The organism is Erwinia rhapontici (genome assembly GCF_012271765.1).
GTDB classification, from domain to species: Bacteria; Pseudomonadota; Gammaproteobacteria; order Enterobacterales; family Enterobacteriaceae; genus Erwinia; species Erwinia rhapontici.
Genome location: NZ_VRKO01000015.1, coordinates 234,946 through 249,755, shown reverse-complemented (window position 1 = coordinate 249,755; position 14,810 = coordinate 234,946). Strand labels below are relative to the sequence as shown.

The 14,810-nt window shown below is 54.1% G+C and carries 16 protein-coding genes; 5 read left to right on the top strand and 11 right to left on the bottom strand.

All coding sequences use genetic code 11. The features are described 5' to 3' along the window. Positions 1–17: 17 nt before the first annotated feature. Genes FVB43_RS16730 through dolP form a run of 4 tightly spaced genes read left to right on the top strand, consistent with a single transcriptional unit; the run spans position 18 to position 3,593 of the window. Positions 18–2,030: a penicillin-binding protein activator gene (locus tag FVB43_RS16730; protein ID WP_167864333.1), complete on the top strand. Its 2,013-nt coding sequence runs from the start codon at positions 18–20 to the stop codon at positions 2,028–2,030. Then, on the top strand, positions 1,988–2,380 hold the full coding sequence (locus FVB43_RS16725) for a YraN family protein (protein ID WP_133842510.1): 393 nt from the start codon (positions 1,988–1,990) through the stop codon (positions 2,378–2,380). Before FVB43_RS16730 ends, FVB43_RS16725 begins: the two co-directional genes overlap by 43 nt. Positions 2,381–2,419: 39 nt before the next feature. Further along, on the top strand, positions 2,420–3,010 hold the full coding sequence (diaA, locus tag FVB43_RS16720; protein ID WP_133842511.1) for a DnaA initiator-associating protein DiaA: 591 nt from the start codon (positions 2,420–2,422) through the stop codon (positions 3,008–3,010). A 10-nt stretch (positions 3,011–3,020) separates the two neighbouring features. Beyond that, the gene (gene dolP / locus FVB43_RS16715) at positions 3,021–3,593 is read left to right on the top strand and encodes a division/outer membrane stress-associated lipid-binding lipoprotein (RefSeq protein ID WP_133842512.1); all 573 of its coding nucleotides are present in this window, start codon (positions 3,021–3,023) and stop codon (positions 3,591–3,593) included. Positions 3,594–3,942: 349 nt separating this feature from the next. Here the strand turns inward: dolP and FVB43_RS16710 are convergent, their stop codons facing one another. From FVB43_RS16710 to pmbA, 11 genes are all read right to left on the bottom strand, one after another. Next, entirely contained in the window at positions 3,943–5,853 is a 1,911-nt protein-coding gene (locus FVB43_RS16710; RefSeq protein WP_167864332.1) for a BglG family transcription antiterminator, read from the bottom strand. A 99-nt stretch (positions 5,854–5,952) separates the two neighbouring features. Further along, positions 5,953–6,693, bottom strand: a complete 741-nt coding sequence (gene dagF, locus FVB43_RS16705; RefSeq protein WP_133842514.1) for a 2-dehydro-3-deoxy-phosphogluconate aldolase — start codon at positions 6,691–6,693, stop codon at positions 5,953–5,955. Further along, positions 6,690–7,811 (bottom strand): DgaE family pyridoxal phosphate-dependent ammonia lyase, encoded by a 1,122-nt coding sequence (locus tag FVB43_RS16700; protein WP_159336940.1) that lies wholly within the window; start codon positions 7,809–7,811, stop codon positions 6,690–6,692. The genes dagF and FVB43_RS16700 overlap by 4 nt, the downstream gene beginning before the upstream one ends. Beyond that, positions 7,795–8,928: an amidohydrolase/deacetylase family metallohydrolase gene (locus tag FVB43_RS16695; RefSeq protein ID WP_133842515.1), complete on the bottom strand. Its 1,134-nt coding sequence runs from the start codon at positions 8,926–8,928 to the stop codon at positions 7,795–7,797. Before FVB43_RS16695 ends, FVB43_RS16700 begins: the two co-directional genes overlap by 17 nt. A gap of 44 nt (positions 8,929–8,972) precedes the next feature. After that, complete coding sequence (locus FVB43_RS16690; RefSeq protein WP_133842516.1) at positions 8,973–9,623, bottom strand: DUF4310 family protein; 651 nt, start codon at positions 9,621–9,623, stop codon at positions 8,973–8,975. 7 nt (positions 9,624–9,630) lie between these two features. Continuing rightward, entirely contained in the window at positions 9,631–10,407 is a 777-nt protein-coding gene (locus tag FVB43_RS16685) for a DUF4311 domain-containing protein (protein WP_133842517.1), read from the bottom strand. Between the two features lie 92 nt (positions 10,408–10,499). Next, a complete protein-coding gene (locus FVB43_RS16680) occupies positions 10,500–10,799 on the bottom strand; it encodes a DUF4312 family protein (protein WP_133842518.1) in 300 nt (99 codons plus the stop codon). Next, positions 10,799–11,158 (bottom strand): SFCGS family glycine-rich protein, encoded by a 360-nt coding sequence (locus FVB43_RS16675; protein ID WP_133842519.1) that lies wholly within the window; start codon positions 11,156–11,158, stop codon positions 10,799–10,801. The genes FVB43_RS16680 and FVB43_RS16675 overlap by 1 nt, the downstream gene beginning before the upstream one ends. Before the next feature lie 84 nt (positions 11,159–11,242). After that, entirely contained in the window at positions 11,243–11,584 is a 342-nt protein-coding gene (locus FVB43_RS16670) for a glycine dehydrogenase (RefSeq protein WP_133842520.1), read from the bottom strand. Positions 11,585–12,178: 594 nt separating this feature from the next. Further along, complete coding sequence (gene cybC, locus FVB43_RS16665; protein ID WP_133842521.1) at positions 12,179–12,562, bottom strand: cytochrome b562; 384 nt, start codon at positions 12,560–12,562, stop codon at positions 12,179–12,181. Positions 12,563–12,658: 96 nt separating this feature from the next. After that, positions 12,659–13,999 (bottom strand): metalloprotease PmbA, encoded by a 1,341-nt coding sequence (gene pmbA / locus FVB43_RS16660; protein WP_159336811.1) that lies wholly within the window; start codon positions 13,997–13,999, stop codon positions 12,659–12,661. Positions 14,000–14,162: 163 nt separating this feature from the next. Here pmbA and yjgA point away from each other — a divergent pair, with 163 nt between their 5' ends. Continuing rightward, positions 14,163–14,708, top strand: a complete 546-nt coding sequence (gene yjgA / locus FVB43_RS16655) for a ribosome biogenesis factor YjgA (protein WP_133842523.1) — start codon at positions 14,163–14,165, stop codon at positions 14,706–14,708. The last annotated feature ends 102 nt before the right edge of the window (positions 14,709–14,810 follow it).

Genomic DNA, 14,810 nt, shown 5'->3' with positions numbered 1-14,810 from the left:
ACATCACTGGATACAGTATGCTTCCTTCGAAAGTAGTTCACTGCAAAGCAGTACGCACCATGCCGCTGCTGCTGGCCGCCCTGATTTTTGCCGGTTGTACCGGCCAGGCTCCGCAAACGCCTCAGGCGAATGTACAGGGGGCCGCCACGGGCACCTCTGACTATTATCTGCAGCAGGTGCAGCAAAGCTCAGATGATAACAAGGTTGACTGGCAATTACTTGCAATCAGAGCGTTGTTGAACGAAGGGAAGGTTCCTCAGGCCAACGATCAGCTGACGCAAATCCCTCAGGATCTTAACGCGACCCGGCGTCAGGAGCTGTTGCTGCTTCAGGCACAGCTGAGTGTGGCACAGCAAAACCTGCCTGATGCGACTGAGAAACTGAAGCAGATTGATACCAGCGCCCTGTCGCAGGATCAGCAGGTGCGTTACTTCCAGTTGCAGATTGCCGCCAGCCAGGGTCGCCCTTCGCTGGATGTGCTGCGCGCCTGGATTGCTCAGGAACCGCTACTGACAAATCCGGCCGACAAACAGAAGAATATCGATGCCACCTGGCAAACACTGACGCAAATGACGCCAGATCATATGAACAATCTGGCCATCAACGCCAATGAAAATGTGTTGCAAGGCTGGTTAGATCTGCTCGGCGTGTACCGTGCGAACGCCAGCGACCCGGATATGCTGAAAGCAGGTATCAGTGACTGGCAAACGCGTTATCCTTATAATCCTGCGGCCAAAATGCTGCCAACGGCGCTGATGCAGGTACAGAACTTCCAGCCAGCGTCCACCGGTAAAATCGCCCTGCTTCTGCCGCTAAGTGGCCAGGCACAAGTGTTTGCTAACGCCATTCAGAAAGGGTTTAACGACGCGAAAAATGGCGTGCTGGCTCAGGGCAGTGCCCCGGCAGCTGCCACGCCGGTGCAGGCTCCTGAAGCAGTACAGGCCACACCGGATACGGTGGTCAGCCCGTCTGCCGACGCAACCGCGGCCCAGCCTGCTGACGTTCAACCGCAATCGGCCCCGGCCAACAGCGTAGAAACAGCCGCACCGTCAAGCAGCACTCAGATTCAGGTGTATGACACCAGCACCCAGCCCATCGAACAGATCCTCACCCAGGCGAAGAATGATGGCGCAACGCTGGTAGTCGGTCCGCTGCTGAAAAATCACGTTGAACAGTTGGCTAACAGCCAGACATCACTGAACGTGTTGGCCCTGAATGAGCCAGAGTCCGTCCAGAACCGTCCGAATCTTTGCTATTTTGCGCTTTCTCCTGAAGACGAAGCCCGTGATGCCGCGCATCATATGTGGGACCAGGGCAAACGTACCCCGCTGCTGCTGGTACCACGCAGCTCGTTAGGGGACCGCGTGAACAAATCCTTTGCTGCCGAGTGGCAGAAACTGGGCGGTGGCACGGTATTGCAGCAGCAGTTTGGTTCAAAAACAGAACTGAAACAGGGTATTAACAGTGGCGCAGGTATCCGCTTGAGCGGCACGCCGATCACCGTACAGCCTGCGGCAGCAACGGGTATAACCATTGGTGGCCTGAACATCCCGGCACCGATGACCGATGCCCAGGTCAGCAGCAGCAACGGCAGTGTGGATTCAGTGTATATTGTCGCCACTCAGGATGAGCTGACGCTGATTAAGCCGATGATCTCCATGCGTGTGAGCAGCCGTGATAATGTGGGTCTGTATGCCAGTTCGCGCAGCTATCAGGCAGGTGCAGGTCCGGACTATCGTCTGGAGCTGGACGGCTTACAGTTTAGCGATATCCCGCTTCTGTCTGGTGCGAATCCAGCACTGATGCAGCAGGCGGCGAAGTCGTTTAACAATGATTATTCACTGGTTCGTCTGTATGCGATGGGCATTGATGCCTGGACGTTGGCGAATCATTTCAACGAGATGCGCTCACTGCCAGGTTTCCAGATCAAAGGTGATACTGGCAATCTGAGTGCAAATCAGGACTGCGTCATTAACAGGAAGTTAGTGTGGAGCCAGTATCGTCAGGGTCAAATCGTCCCGGCCAACTGAGTCGACAACAGCAGGGGGCGGCCAGTGAACGTCAGGCCCGCCACCTGCTGCAAACATCAGGTTTGCGTTTTGTCGCTGCGAATGTGCGTTACCGTGCAGGCGAAATCGACCTGATTATGCGCGATAAGCAGGTGTGGGTTTTTGTTGAAGTGCGCTATCGTCGCAACGACCGTTTTGGCGGCGCAGCAGCCAGTATTACGCGCAGTAAACAGCAAAAGCTGTTGCGCGCCGCCGCGCTGTGGCTCAACAGTCGTGGACAGAGCTTCGACACGACGGACTGTCGTTTTGATGTGGTCGCGATCACCGGCGAACAGGTAGAATGGTTACCTGATGCATTTACAGCAGAATAAGAGCCTGTTTTAAAAGGCTAAACTAACCAGGTGAATGACGTGCTGGAAAGAATTAAAGTCTGTTTTACCGAAAGTATTCAAACGCAAATCGCAGCGGCAGAAGCGCTGCCGGATGCCATAGCACGCGCGGCGATGACCATGGTGCAGTCGCTGCTGAATGGCAACAAAATCCTGAGCTGTGGCAACGGAACCTCCAGCGCCAATGCCCAGCATTTTGCTGCCAGCATGATCAACCGTTTTGAAACTGAGCGTCCGAGCCTGCCTGCCATCGCCCTTAGCGCTGATAATGTGTTGCTGACAGCGATTGGTAATGATCGCCTGCACGAAGAAATTTATGCGAAGCAGGTGCGCGCGTTGGGCCACGCTGGTGATATTTTGTTGGCCATATCAACCCGCGGCAACAGCCGTGATATTGTCAAAGCCGTAGAGGCAGCGGTCACGCGTGATATGACGATTATTGCGCTGACCGGCTACGACGGCGGTGAACTCGCCGGTCTGCTGGGACCACAGGATGTGGAGATTCGTATCCCCTCGCATCGCAGCGCGAGAATTCAGGAAATGCATATGTTAACCGTGAATTGTCTGTGCGATTTAATAGATAACACTTTGTTTCCCCACCAGGATGTTTAAAGGAGCTTAAATGAAGGCATTATCTGCATGTGCAGTTATCCTTACCGCGTTGATGTTACAGGGCTGTGTGGCTGCGGTTGTCGGCACTGCGGCGGTCGCCACGAAAGGTGCAACCGATCCCCGTTCCGTAGGAACTCAGGTGGATGATGGCACCTTAGAACTTCGTGTGACCAACGCGTTATCCAAAGACGAACAGATTAAACAAAACACTCACATTGTTGCCACCGCCTATCAGGGCAAAGTGCTGCTGACGGGTCAGGCACCGAGCAGCGACCTGGCATCACGCGCGAAACAGATCGCCGTCGGTGTTGATGGTGCAACCGAGGTGTATAACGAGATCCGCACCGGTAGCAAGGTGAGCTTTGGCACGGCATCTTCAGATACCTGGATCACCACCAAAGTGCGCTCCCAGTTGCTGGGTAGCGATCAGGTGAAATCCTCAAACGTGAAAGTGACTACCGAGAACGGCGAAGTGTTCCTGCTGGGTCTGGTGACCGATTCGGAAGCAAAAGCGGCGGCAGATATCGCCAGCCGGGTGAGCGGCGTGACCCACGTCACCACCGCGTTTACAATTCTGAAATAAGCATGCTGGAAAGGGTCAGGCATGCCTGACCCCTACTAAACAGTAATCCGCGTTGGTATTCGTAATGGTCGCCACAAAACCAGCACCATCCGCGTTGATATTCGTAGGGGGCGCCACAAAACCAGCACCATCCGCGTTGGTATTCGTAGAGGTCGCCACAAAACCAGTACCATCCGCGTTGATATTCGTAGGGGGCGCCACAAAACCAGCACCATCCGCGTTAGTATTCGTAGAGGTCGCCACAAAACCAGTACCATCCGCGTTGGTATTCGTAGAGGTCGCCACAAGGCCTGCGCCATCCACGTTGATATTCGTAGGGGGCGGGCATGCCCGACCCGCTCCCACCGCATTACAACCTGCTTAAGCAGTCCATCGCTACCGCTTTAAAACTGGCAAAGTCTTTGCTATCCCGAAGTCGTGTCATCGCCCGCTCGCGCATAAAAGTCACAAACAGGTCGTAAATGGCCATCGCCTCTTCATACTCTGTTTTGCTGATCGCCAGCAGGAAAATCACGTAGGCGGTTTCATCGCCCCAGGCAATGCCCTCGGGAGCAAGCACCGTGTAAACGCAGGTTTTCTTCGCCAGCAATCCAAGCGAGTGCGGCAACGCAATCCCCTCACCCAGCATGGTACTGACAATCGCCTCACGTTCTTCCACCGAAGGGTAAAACGCTTCATCCACCCTCCCTTCTTCTTCCAGCCGATCGCATAACTGGCGGAACAGCGCGGAACGATCCATCGGGCGGTCAAGAATAAGGAAGTGGCTGGCATCAAAGAAGCGCTCCAGCATATAAGGCCGGGTGCGATCGAGCAGCACCAGCTTGCCGATCTGTTCAAGCTGGTAGTCAGTAGGAAACGGTGACATCACCACAACCGGCTTATCTTTATCGCTGAGGCGTACCGTGGAGATCACAAAGTCTTCCTCCACGTTCTCTTTCAATTCATATTCACGCAGCGAGAGGATGTTACTCACAACGATTTGTGGATATTTCCGCAGCAGCATGGCTTCGATCATACGCACGGTGGAGTTGCCGGTATCGCACACCAGCAGGATCTGCGGATGGCGCTGATAGCCCACGTTGTAGTGGCGTTCCAGCCCAACGCCAATATGCAGCACCAGGAAGCCGATCTCATTTTCACTGATGATATACGGTGAATATTTCCCCCAGCTGGAGACTGCCGCCAGCGTTACATCCCAGGCCATTGGATAGTGCTGTTTAATATTCGACAACAATGGGTTAGGGATCTGGATCTGGTAACGCACACGGGTGATCATCGTTTTTATATGCGTCAGAAGATCGGCATGGAGTTGCGGATCGTTTTGCAGGTTGAAGTTGTAATGAGTGTTGATGTAACTCAGGATGTAGTCCACCAGCGAGTCACCGTCATCCGGGCTGATCACGCTGGCCACACTGTCCTCAACCCGACGGGCAGCGATATTCACTCGCAAAAAGGCCTCTTCTGCCGGAGAGATCGCTTTACCCGTCATCGGTCTCATCAGATTCACGATATGGCGCGCCGCGTCACGCACGTCGCCATCAACATCTTCTGCAGAGAATTCAGTCAGCGGGTAGCCTTCGCCAATTCGACGCACCGCCACGGCACAGTAAAGGCGCAGATAAAACTCACCCTCATCGGTCAGACGAATCGTAAACCGGGAGAGACACTGTTGCAGCAGCGGTTGCAGTGTATCGAGCATACCGCTGTTCAACGCCTCCAGCCTTAACAGCGGGCTGTCGATGTCCTCCTGCGCAATCTGGTACAGCAGGTCCGTCAGGCAGGTGCGCATCGCTACCTCCTTCCCGAATAGCTTCATGCCGTAACGTGGTTTGGTTTCAATCGCCAGTTGATAGCGCGCCAGCCATTCTCTGACTTCGGCCATATCACTTTGCAGCGTGGTACGGCTGACAAACCACTCATCGGCCAGATCTTCCAGTTTCAGGGAAAACGCCGACGTCAGAAAGCGCGTGAGCAGGTAGTGCACACGTTCCGGTGAGGTGCGTGGAACGCGCAGATGGGAAGGTGACTGCTGCAGCAATGCGGTATAACGCGGCAGATCCTCAATTTTTAGCTGATAACCCGCACCGCGATTCAGCACCAGGCTGGCGCCATGATCGGCCAGCAGTTCATTGAGAACATTGATATCGGTACGCACCGTGCGTGTCGAGACAGCGAAACGTCGCGCCAGCTCATCCTGCGGCAGCGTTTCGTTTTGCAGCAAATCAAACAACTGAGCCAGTCGTTGGTTAGGGAATCTCACGGGGGCACCACTTTTAAGCTGTTCAACAAAAGGAAAACTAACTTATTTTTCGAAGAAAAAATAGTACACCCCGGCACAGGCCGGGGTGTAAGGACGAGATTAATCCACTAACTTTTTGGTTAATGCCAACAGTGTTGCCACATCTTCCGGACGGGTCAGCCCGGTGGGGCTATCAATAATGGAGCTGTAGATATGCGGAATAATTTTGCTGACACCGGCATCCAGCGCGACACGCAAAATCGTCTCATAGTTGTCCAGATCAATACCGCCCGTGGGTTCCAGCCAGAAATCCTGCTCTGCACAGGCTTCTGCCACCGCTTTAAACTCGTCGATAGCTTTCAGCCCGCCCATCGGGAAATACTTCACTGAGCTTCCGCCCATATCCTTCAGCATAGCAATCGCGGAGGCGACCGGAACAATCCCGTCTGCCCTCTGTGAACTTAGTGGTCCGGTAGAGATCTTCACCTTTCCCGGTTGGCCGGTTGGCGACACCAGGCCATTCACCACGGTCTGTGCCTGTCCCAGCAGCGCGCGGCTGGTACCGACGCCGGTAAAGACTTGATTAACATGCTGCGGCTGCACTTCAGCGGAGATGGCACTCACCATCAGCGACTGATTCGGGTCGCCCGCCCCCAGACCGACGGACAGCGCGTTATCGATCAGCGCGGCATACTCACGCATGTCCGCCACGGCAGTCGCGACATCAAGATAGTTTTTCGACAGCACGCCTACCAGCACGTGGCCTTCGGCCGCCACCCAGATATCACGGGCGTTCTGTTTTGATCCGGCCAGTACATTCAGGCATACCCGATCACGGTAAAATTTTGGTGTCAGCGTCATGCGCGTTTCTCCCTGATTAACAGCGTCTGAATACAGACAAAAATGGTGTGCAGCTGATCCGCAGACACGCTGCGCACGTCTACTTCGACAATCCCTTCGTTAGCTTTGTAGCCACGGAAATAGATGGCGATATCGCCGGTTTTAAGTGCCTGGACCACTTCGCCCGTAGTACGCCCGATAGTCGCTTCGTCAAAATGAATCTCAGCACGGGCAATATCACGCCCGGCCGCATCCCACACCACGCGAGCCTGAATTCCGGACAGCTGATTCAGGTTGTCGATAAATGGCGTCATTTTTTCTACCATCTGCGCCCCTGTTACTTTCTCCAGACGCTGGAAATTTTCAATCGCCTGAGTCAGTCCCAGGATGCCCTCTTTGCCGACTTTCATCGCGCGACCAATGCCCTGCGACTGACGTTTTACCCATTCGACGTACTGCGTTTTTCCTGTTACCAGCCCGCTGGTAGGCCCTTCAATCGCTTTGGCGCCGCTGTAGATCACCAGGTCTGCCCCCAGTGCGTAATATGCCTGCAAGTCTTCTTCGGCAGCAGCATCCACGATCAGTGGAACGCCGTGTTTCCGAGCCACTACCGCTGCCTGTTCGACGCTGAGATGGCTTTTCTGCACGCTGTGGTGCGATTTGATGTAGAGAATGGCGGCTGTTTGCGGCGTGATGGCCGCCGAGAGCTGTTCAGGCGAACATTCGTTGGCGTAGCCTGCTTCCACAAGGCGGCCACCTCCCAGTGTGACCATCGTGCCCACGGGCGCGCCGAAGTTCACGTTATGGCCCTTTGGCAGCACGATGTCATGCGGCACGGTCAGCGGCGCGGCATGGAGGTTTTCCAACAGCCAGTCGTTATCTTTCACGATCACCGCCGCCACAGATTGCGCAATACCCGCTGACGCGCAGGAGACCACAACTGCCGCTTCACAACCCAACAGGCCGGCAATGTAAGCACCGGTTTTGTTGACCAGATCTTTCATTTCGAAGTAGTGATTCAGACCATAATTTACCGTCTCCACCACATCCGCGCTCGGGGTCGACACACCGAGAATGGTCATGCGGCCAGAGGCGTTAATCACCTGCTTTAAGCCATATTTTTCATACACTGAAATCATCACGTTTTTTCCCTTCGTTAGTCACGAATGCCTGCCCGCTCACCACAGCAGCCAGCGGCACCAGGTGTGTTTCGCCAGACAGGGTTTGTCCGTCAGAATCACTGAACAGGCAGGTTTCCTGTTTCACGTCAAAAATGGTCAGATCGGCATCCAGTCCCGGCACCAGCCGTCCTTTTCCATTGAGCCGCAGCCCATCGGCGGCATGGCAGGTGACACAATCAATTACCTGTGTCAGCGTCATACCGATGTTTAAGAATTTGGACATCACATGCGCGAGGGAATACACCGGACCGTTAAGGCGGTTGCGGCAGTAGATATCCGAGCTGATGGTGTGCGGTAAAATGCCCTGGCCGATGGCGACCTGTGCCACCTCAAAACTGAAGCTGGCAGAGCCATGCCCAACATCCAGCCGCACACCGCGCTGCAACGCACGGGTAATCGACGCGCGAAGCTGCCCTTCCGCCGTAAGAATACGATTCGGTTTGCCGTTATAGCAGTGGGTAATCATGTCGCCGGAGGTCAACAAATCGGCGATATCATCGAGGTTCGGCGGGTTGTTACCGATATGGACCATGAGCGGCAGTTGGCCGTTCTCCTGCTGCATCGCTTTGGCACGTTCCAGCGGCTTGATACCATTTTGTTCCACCACACTGCTGCTGATACGGGCTTTCAAACCCAGGATAAAACCCGGCAGACGCTGTACCGCTGCGCGTACCGCAGGCCCGTCAATACGCGCCATATCCGCCAGTTCATTCTGCGTCAGAATGCCACTACGGGCGATGTTGAGCAGCGCATAAACACGGGTGCTGGCGCTGCGGGTGAGTTGATAGAAATCATCGATATCATCTGCGCCGGTACTGCCCGCATCCACCACCGTCGTGACGCCCGTGTCCACACCAATGCGATCGGCTTCATCATGGTAAATCGGCGATTTTGGGTAGCAGTGAACGTGCGAGTCAATCCAGCCCGCACTCAGCCAGTAACGCCCGGCAAGATCCCACTCATGTTTCGCCGGACCTGCGACCAGGCCAACGGCTGCAATTTTGCCGTCGTGAATGGCGACATCACTGAGGGTGCCATCGCTGAGACGGCCCCGCCGAATAATCAGATCAAACATGCAGACTCCTCAGCGTGGCGACATCCCGCCGCCACGCGGGTTAGTTACAGCGCGACCGGGAAGATCGCTCCCAGCGCCATCGCCCCCAGGATTGCGCCACCGGTAATCGGCTTGTTCCACAGGTAGAACAGCAACGATCCCACCAGCGCACCCAGCCCAATGGGAATCGATGCCGCCATCGCAGACAAGATAATTAACGGACCGAGGAAGCGGCCAGAGGTGTTGCCCGCGCCCATCATCACGTCAGCGCCGTAGGTCGAGTCGCTGTTGTTGATGGTAAATTTACGCGCGAGAATAATCAGGTATCCCACTGCCAGGCCCAGCGCCAGGCCGGTTACCAGCGAGGCGGCAAAGTTTGCTACCGGGAAGATAAACCCGGCCCCCAGCAGCAGCGCAGGCACGCCCAGGCCGATCCCGGTCTGGATCGCGCCACCAATATCGAGGATCCCCACCAGCGATCCTTCAATAATGCGTGCAAACAGGAAGCTGGCACCGAAGGCCGCTACCGCACCGTAAACGCCAGTTTCCATTCCCGCACGCAGCATGGAGACGAAGGCCACTTCGTTGAAAGCACCCAGCCCGTAGACGTAATACATATGCGTACCGGCGAACACACCAGAAGAGAGCAGCCCGACAAAGATCGGAAACGACCAGTCGGCATACCAGAAACCACTTTTTGTATTTTCCATTACCATCGTCCTCTTATTTACCGCTCAGGGAGTTGTGGATCATATCCAGCCAGCCAGGCACACCCAGATGGAAGGACTCCAGCAGCTTCATATCAAAGCCGCGGAAGAACCCGCTTAGCACGAACAGCAGGACGATGGCCATCATCATCACCTTGGTCACACGGTTCCAGCCCGCTTCTTCAACCCCTTTGCCAATCAGGATGCCCAGTACCAGGCCCGGTACCGCATTCCCCATGATTAGCTGCGCCAGTCCACCAAAAATGGTGGCCCAAAAACCGGACTTTTTACCGGCATCAATGGCCGCCAGCCAGAAGATCACGGGCATGACCGTATTGACCAGCAGGTTAGCCGCAGGTACCAGCACCTTCACTGCCGTCACCTGCAAGGCTGCCGGTACTGCTGACGCCGTTGAGTTCAGGAACGCCACCACGATCATGCCGATGATGCCGCAGGCGATCGCCATTTTCTTCGGGTTGTGCAGGGTGTCTGCCACGTTGCGGTTCTTGACCATCAGTGCCGCGGCCCCCCAGTTAGGGATAATGCGGTGGTCAACGTCCTGAGTAAAAGAACCCGCCGCCACAGACGATGCCCAGGCATTAAAGAAGAAGCCGAGGCCGAAAGAGAAGTGGGAGGCAGGATCGCCCTCACAGGAGTTCAGTTCGCCCAATGTACGAAAAGCGCCCATGCCCTGTGTGGTCGGGGCATGAAACATGCGTGCTGCGCCTGCGCCCACACCAACACCGACAAGTCCGCCGATAATCAATGACTTAAATAAGATAATGAGGAACATCGGTCTTTCCTTTTGTTATAACCCCTTCGCCTCAGGCGGTAGACGGACTACCGCATCTGAATGCGTGGAGGTGTATGCGCCCTGATGTTTTTTTAGTGGGAAACGATGAAATCCACGTTGTCTGTATCCACCACCACCACGTTGACGGTGATCTCCAGATCGACGCTGTAGAGCCGCCGTTCACGCGCCAGAAAGAAGAACAGAAACTTTTCCGTTTTGGTGCGAACACTGGCCTGCAGCACCTTCACATCCACCGGCTCAATACGCAGAAGAATTTTGCTGGTGGATTTCAGTACCGTGTTTTGTACCCGGCTAAGGGCATCGGCAAAGGCTTTTCCTTTGCTGTCGCCCTTACCGCTAACGCTCACCGTGGTGGTGAATTGCTCTTTCATCAGCCGTGCTTCTTCTGCCACGCCAGCACCAGACGCTCACCCAACTCTTCTTTATCCATAAAGCCGAAGCCGAGTACTGTGGCACCTTCGTTGATGGCGGTCACACCTTCATCAATGGAGCGCATTCCATGCTTAGCTTTGTAGCCATATTTATTCTGAGCAGTGATGGCACCCGCGCCGCCGCTGCCACAGAAGGAGATGCCGAAAGTGGCGTTTTCCGCCTTCATGACATCACCCAACTTCATGTCTGCCGCCACACCCGGTACTACAATCGCTTTGCCGCCGGCTTTTTCGATTCCGGCAGCGACTTTCTGGCCTTTACCTAAACGGTCGCCAATCACGACGATAATTTGAGACATGTTGTATTCCTTATTGGTTGCAACGGGCGGGGCATGCCCCGCCCCTACGGATTGTAGTAGGGGTCGGCATGTCCGATCCCAGGTTTATTCGTTTTCTTTGGCTACTTCGAAATGAACGGAGAGTAGCCAGGCCTCTTCTTTCGGCAGGTTACCGAACAAATCAACAACCTGCTGTGCCAGCGTCATTGACTCTGGCGAGATATCCTCAAACAGTTCTTCTTCCACTTCTGGCAGCGCTTCTCCGGTGAGAGAACGCAGTGCCATCGCACGCACATGGGAGGTGAGCATCTGCTGCTGAACAGGATTAGGTTGAATATTTCGGGCGGCAAAAAGTTCGGTAATTTGTGTCATCACCCGCGCAGCCAGCGACTGAATTTCATTATCCTGTTCTGTTACCGCGTTCACTGGCGCTATTCCATTACTCACGTTCGTCCCCTCTTAATTAACGATGGGAATAAATTACCTCTACGTTACCTTTATGTGTAGAACGACTTTTTCCACATTGAAACGGAAATAAACAGATGACGCCGGATTGATGTCGCAAAAACGTTGAAACGTGCACGAACACCGTTAAATTGAGATGTGAATCACAAAAAAACAGCGTTACCTGCTTAATAAACGCAGGCAAAGGGATATATACGGGGGAAAACATATCAATAATCACAGAAATAGAAGTAAAACTTATGACGAAATACCAGGCGGAGAATAAAAAAGATAACACCCGCGCCTCCCTGCCACATAAATTTTTATGTTCCCGGGATTTGCGGGTTTACCAGTTTTTCGCAACTCAATTATCAGGGTATTAATAATCGAAAATATTATAGATCACTTTTCATGGTGAAAACTCTCGCGTTTATCTGCCTGACAAGGGAAGTCAGAGAAAGATTCTGAACAAGAAAAAATCGCGAGATATTCTCATTATCTACAGTGTTTTCACTCAGCTATTTTACGAAAAAAGGCGATGGGTTTATTCATCGCCTCTCAGGTTCAAGCTAAACGTTTTTGATCAGGGTTGTGTGATCAACGAAACTTCTTATGACCGGCATCTCGGGTAGCGGAGAATGTCTTCGCTTCTTCCTTTGCGCCTGCCAGATCACCGCCGTTTGCCAGTTTCAGACTGGTATCAATCTGGCCAATCAGTGTGTCCAGTTCTGCACGATAATCTTTCATTCCAGCACTGTCGGCCGCCTGGCCTTTTAACTTATCCGGCGTCTGAGTTTTCGCATTCTCAGCGGCAGCACGCATATCGGTTAATGCTCTGACCATTTCCGCCTTATCATCGGTCTTTTGTACCGTGCGATAAGCGCCTTTCAGGATATCCATATCGCCTTCCAGGTCCTGTGCCATCACCGAGGCACTTAACATCAGGGTCGTACTCAACATTGCAATCAATAACTTACGCATCTCAGATCCTATTTTTTATAAATGGGTATCATTCAGGCATTAAAAAAGGCGGCTGTTTTCACAGCCGCCTTTTCAGCATACGCGTAAATCTGTAAATTACTGCCCTGCGATCTTCATTTCTGGTAACAGAACGGATCCACACTGGATATTGCTACGCGTTTCAATGTCGCTACCGATGCTGACCATATTGCGCCACATGTCTTTCAGGTTACCGGCAATGGTAATTTCACTGACCGGATACTGGATCACGCCATTTTCCACCCAGAAACCCGATGCTCCGCGAGAGTAATCCCCCGTGATACCACTCACGCCCTGCCCCATCAGCTCGGTCACCAACAGCCCGGTGCCGAGCTGTTTTAGCATTGCGTCGAAGCTATGGCCCTGTCCGGCGATGCGCCAGTTATGAATACCACCAGCATGTCCGGTGCTTTGCAGCCCCAGTTTGCGGGCGGAGTAGCTGGTCAGCAGCCAGTTCTGCAACACACCCTCTTTGATAATGTCGCGGCGCTGGGTACGGATACCTTCGCTATCAAACGGCGTAGAGGCCAGGCCTTTCAGCAGATGCGGATGTTCTTCAATGGTCAGCCACTCCGGCAGGATTTGCTCACCCAGGGAATCAAGCAGGAACGTCGATTTACGATAAACACTGCCACCGCTGATCGCGCCTACCAGATGACCGAATAAGCCTGTTGCGACTTCGGCAGCAAACATCACCGGCGCTTTCATTGTCGACAGCTTGCGTGGAGAAAGACGTGACAGGGTGCGACGGGCACACTCTTCGCCCACGGCTTCCGGTGACTTCAGGTCTTCAATGGCACGACCAATGGTGTAAGCGTAATCGCGCTCCATATCCCCGTTTTCTTCCGCGATCACACAGCTGGAAAGCGAATGGCGGCTGGAGCAATAGCCTTGCAGCATCCCGTGGCTGTTACCGAACACTTTAATCCCGACGTGGCTGTTAAAGCTGCCGCCTTCGGTGTTGGTAATACGCTTATCCGCTTTCAGTGAGGCCTGCTCGGCGCGAGCCGCCAGTTCGATAGCGCGATCGGCATCGATCTCAGCAGGGTGAAACAGATCGAGATCCGGCGCATCAAACGCCAGTAGCTCACGGTCGGCCACACCCGCGTAAGGATCGGGAGAGGTGTAGCGGGCAATGTCCAGCGCGGCCTGCACGGTGCGCTTTATCGCGTCCGGGCTGAGGTCAGTTGAAGAGGCGCTGCCTTTACGATTCTGATGATAAACAGTGATGCCCAGGGCACCATCGCTGTTGAATTCAACATTTTCCACTTCGCCATAGCGCGTACTCACGCTGATGCCGGTGGTTTTGGTTACCGCGACTTCTGCTCCGTCGCTGCTGGCCTTTGCCAGTTCGAGTGCTGTCGCTATCGCCTGTTCCAGGGTTTTACGCTGTTCTGCAACTTGGGAGAGTAATTTCATCGACCTGCCATATAATTAATAGTGCGATTTTTCGGTGGCTTACCGCGCTGGTATAACCACACCAGGGTGATAAGGCTTCATTTGAGTCTAACAGACTCAGAGAACAATTTCGCAGTAGCCTCGTAACCTGATAGCATTAGCCTCTTTTTCAGGAGCCGTACCAATGACCAAGCAGCCCGACGACTGGCTCGATGATGTACCAGATAACGAAGAAGAAGAAGATGATGAGATTATCTGGGTCAGTAAAAGTGAGATTAAACGTGATGCCGAGGAGCTAAAACGCCTTGGCGCTGAACTGGTGGAACTGGGGAAAAACTCCCTGGACAAAATCCCACTGGATGAAGATCTGCGTGCCGCCATTGAACTGGCACAGAAGATTAAGAAAGAAGGCCGCCGCCGCCAGATGCAGCTGATCGGTAAAATGCTGCGTTCACGTGATGAAGAGCCGATCCGTACGGCACTGGATAAGCTGAAGAACCGCCACAACCAGCAGGTCGCACTGTTCCATAAACTGGAAGTGCTGCGTGACCGTCTGGTGGAGCAAGGTGATGATGCGGTGCCAGAGGTGCTGAACCTCTATCCTCATGCCGACCGCCAGCAGCTGCGTGCGATGATCCGTAACGCGCAGAAAGAGAAAGCGACCAACAAACCGCCGAAAGCTTATCGCCAGATCTTCCAGTATCTGCGTGAGCTGGCCGAAGCGTCGTAACGTATTGCTGTGAGTATCAGGTCGGGCGTGCCCGACCCCTACGCAAAGGCATAGGCATGCCCACCACAGGCGCGTAGGGCGAGGCATGCCTCGCCCAATGCA